3 protein-coding genes are annotated in these 3,930 nt (G+C 32.7%); all 3 read left to right on the forward strand.

Annotated elements, in window-relative coordinates; genetic code table 11:
* Positions 1–296 precede the first annotated feature (296 nt).
* The 3 genes from CKF58_RS07370 to dapD all read left to right on the forward strand — a co-directional run bounded on the left by CKF58_RS07370 (position 297) and on the right by dapD (position 3,753).
* Positions 297–1,289, forward strand: coding sequence for a MurR/RpiR family transcriptional regulator (locus tag CKF58_RS07370; RefSeq protein WP_119532493.1), 993 nt, complete (start codon positions 297–299; stop codon positions 1,287–1,289).
* 271 nt (positions 1,290–1,560) lie between these two features.
* Positions 1,561–2,781: a DNA repair protein RecO gene (gene recO, locus CKF58_RS07375; protein WP_119532495.1), complete on the forward strand. Its 1,221-nt coding sequence runs from the start codon at positions 1,561–1,563 to the stop codon at positions 2,779–2,781.
* A gap of 150 nt (positions 2,782–2,931) precedes the next feature.
* Entirely contained in the window at positions 2,932–3,753 is an 822-nt protein-coding gene (gene dapD / locus CKF58_RS07380) for a 2,3,4,5-tetrahydropyridine-2,6-dicarboxylate N-succinyltransferase (protein WP_119532497.1), read from the forward strand.
* Positions 3,754–3,930 lie beyond the last annotated feature (177 nt).

Below are 3,930 nucleotides of genomic sequence, written 5' to 3' on the forward strand. Positions count from 1 at the left end.
GTTTTAGAGTATAATAAAAGAGTAAATAGTATTTTCTAACTAATATTTTCTCGCATTTGTTAGTTTTTACTTGATAGAATCTAGCAAATAAAGAATTTAATTACTATTTCTCGGATATCAAAAGGGATTTTTTATAAGTCTCAACTAAGTTTACTTGCATGTAGGTTATTTTTACTTTTATAGCTATCGTAAACTTTGTGCCAGAAAAAAATATACTCCTTTCTCACTGACTATAAATAAATTAACACCAGAGTTTAAGCCTACTTAAGCTTAAGCTAAACATAAGAACGATAGATATGAAAATTAAAAAAATTAAGTATAATTCAGAAGCCAATGATCGTTCATCTGAGAAAAAGAAAAAACATTCTTTAGGCGTGCCTAATGTAAGCGCTATTGAAAAATACTTTAGCTCGCAGCAAGAAGAGTTTACTAAATCAATGAAATACATTGCTAACCGCATTATTAGCAATCCCGATCTACTACGTAATAGCTTACTTGTTGGTTTTTCGAAAAACCTTAATTTAGGTGAAGCTTCAGTAATGCGTTTTTGTAAACACTTAGGCTTTAGAGGGTTTACAGAATTTAAGAAGTACTTCATTGAAGAATACTTTGAAATCCCAGACGAAAACGAAACTAAAAATCGTATTTACGACATTGATATTAGCCAACAGCTAACACCACAAGACGTATTAACTCGCGCTTCAAACCTTTTAGCACGTATTACGCTTGAAACTAAACAAAGCTTAGCTAAAAATAACTCAAACTTAAGCCTAGCTGCGGATAAAATTCATTTAGCTCCGCGTCTATTTATTTTTGGTTCAGATTCAGCACGTAGCCTAATCGAAGAAGTTGCTAATCGTTTTAACAGTATTGGCGTAATGACTATTACAGCTACCACTGTTAGCGATATGGTAAATAAAGCTTGTTTATTATCTAAAGGTGATGTAGCTATTGCTGTTCAATCTTCTGGTTATAATAAAGATATTCTAAAAGTAATTTCCTTACTACAGAAAAATCGTATTTTTACCATTGGTATTTGTAACGATGCTCGTTCTGAATTAAGTATTCGCGTTGACATTAACTTTACAAGTTGTGGTGCATATGATAAAGACTATCATATTCTACAAGACACTATGTATGTACGTGTAAGTCAAATGCTAATTTTTGAATGCTTAATTGGTTTAGTTACTTCGATTGATGTACAACAAGTACGTGAGCTACGTATGAATGCACTCAATACTATCGAGCAAATCGTTCAAGCTAAAGACGACACACCTACTATTATTTAAGGGTATAAAATCTTTACGATACAAATTACCTTTTAAAAAGGAGGAGATTAATCTCCTACTTTTTAAGTTTGTCTAACAAGAGTCTAATTTAGTCAACAATCTTGTATAAACTAGACTAATATGGATCTGTGATTTTTTTTGCTTATAACAAAAGAAAATTTCACATCTATCAATATTAAATGCTATAATTGAATTATTATACATTTTGAGTTTAAGGCGGAGGTTTTTCCTCCCCCTTTTTTTATCTTTAAATTTACTAAATTCTTTGCTTATGACACAAGATGATATGTGGACAACCGGCTTTATCCTCTACAAAGAGGATTACAATGAGTCAACTGCCCGTTTATTATTTTTAAGTCTAGAATATGGTTTAATGCACCTCTACTGCAAAAGTGCACGCTCTAAACGCTCAACAACTGGACCATTACTCCAATACTTTTCTCTCTTACATGTACAACTAGTTGGACGTTTTCATAACTATATAAATAAGGTTGAGGTTGAAAGTATTGCCATTAAATACCAAGGAACAAATAATTTTTGTGCCCTGTATTTAAATGAATTACTCTATAAACTAGTACAACTCGAAATGCATACTCCAGAAGAAGCTGCCGAGTTATTTACTATTTATAAAAATGCTCTATTAGATGTTTATCATGCTTATGACTTAGAGCATTTACAATTATCACTACGTAAGTTTGAGTTAAACTTATTACAACATTTAGGGATTATAAAAGCTTTAAATCGTGATTATCAACATCAGCCACTAGAAGCCAATGAGGTTTACTATTTAATCCAAGAGCAGGGATTTATTAGCCATCAACAAATAGCAAAACTTGATTTTGCGCAATTTGTTAATAATCAGCATGCTGCTCCTAATTATCAAACAAACCAAGCGTTTAATGATAATTTCTATATCCCTCTAGAACAACAAGACCCTCTTGCTCTACAGTACCAAGAATATCAGTATTATCAATGGCAAGAAATGCAAAAGTATAGCTTTAGTGGGCAAACTTTGCTTTTAATGCATGAGTTATTTTTAGCTGACGGTCAAAACCAAGGTGCAAGTCCTGCCGTAAAAGTTAATCAAACGACTCAAGAGCAAGTAGAACAACAAAACTCCGCTTTAGCAAAATCGCTAACCCATCTGTGGCAAGAACAAAGCCAAAATACTGTAGCTAAAAAATCTAACTTTACCCAAGAAGATTTAGATGCGAGTTTAGCTGCTAAAATTAAAGAGCTCGAACAACGAGCTCAAATAGAACTTAAACAAGCTAAACAACAAAAAGCGCAAGCTAAAAAACAAGCTTTTGCAGCTTGTTTTGCTAATTACGAACTTTATGCACAATTAGATAAAAGTAGTGCACAGAGCCTATTAGAAAAAACGCAAAAGTTTACACGTCTCTATATAGATCTATTACTCGGTACTCGTACGCTGCATACACGTGAACAACTAGTTTCTTATTTAAGTCTATTAAAATCACTCGAAGCTTAAGATCGATAAGATAGATAAATATGCAAATAAATCATATTTGCAGTTATGACGATTTTGTTATAATATAAAAATTATTTGTACAAGATTTAGCGAGATCTCTATTGATAGAGATAAGCAATACAACTTTCAAGGATTGACATGTCATATAATATTAGCGAACTCCAAGCCTTTATTGAAGCTGAATTTGAAAATCGTGCAGCTATTAATCCACAAACAGCAAGTGCTGATTTAAAAGCAGCAATTGAATTTGTAATTAATAAATTAGATAAAGGTGAACTACGAGTAGCTGAAAAAATTGATGGTACTTGGGTTACTCACCAATGGTTAAAAAAAGCGGTATTATTATCATTCCGTATTAAAGATAACCAAATCATTACAAGTGGTGCAACTAACTACTACGATAAAGTTGATACTAAATTCAAAGATTACACATCTGAAGACTTTGCGCAAGCTGGTATTCGTGTAGTACCAAACGCCGTAGCACGTAAAGGTTCACACATTGCTAAAGGCGCAATTTTAATGCCTTCTTACGTAAACATTGGTGCTTACGTTGATGAAGGTACAATGGTTGATACATGGGCAACTGTAGGTTCATGTGCGCAAATCGGTAAAAACGTACACTTATCTGGTGGTGTTGGTATCGGTGGGGTGTTAGAACCATTACAAGCTAACCCAACAATTATTGAAGATAACTGTTTTATTGGTGCACGTTCAGAAATCGTTGAAGGTGTTATTGTTGAAGAAGGTTCAGTGATTTCAATGGGTGTATTCATTGGTCAATCAACTAAGATTTATGACCGTGAAACAGGTGAAATCTACTATGGTCGTGTACCAGCTGGTTCAGTAGTTGTATCTGGTAGCTTACCTTCTAAAGATGGTAAATACAGTCTATACTGCGCAGTAATCGTGAAAAAAGTTGATGCGAAAACTCGTAGCAAAGTAGGTATTAACGAATTATTACGTCTAGATTAATTTTTAGACAAATTTAAATGGCTAACCCATTGGGTTAGCCATTTTGCGTATCTTAAAAATATAAAAATAAATTAGAGCAACTTCACTTAAGCATATAAATAACTATTTAGAGCAAACAATTAATCGCTATATAAATAACTATTAGACTAAACTACTAATCGCAATATCTCTAAATTA

Source organism: Psittacicella hinzii, from assembly GCF_003585935.1.
Taxonomy (GTDB): domain Bacteria; phylum Pseudomonadota; class Gammaproteobacteria; order Enterobacterales; family Psittacicellaceae; genus Psittacicella; species Psittacicella hinzii.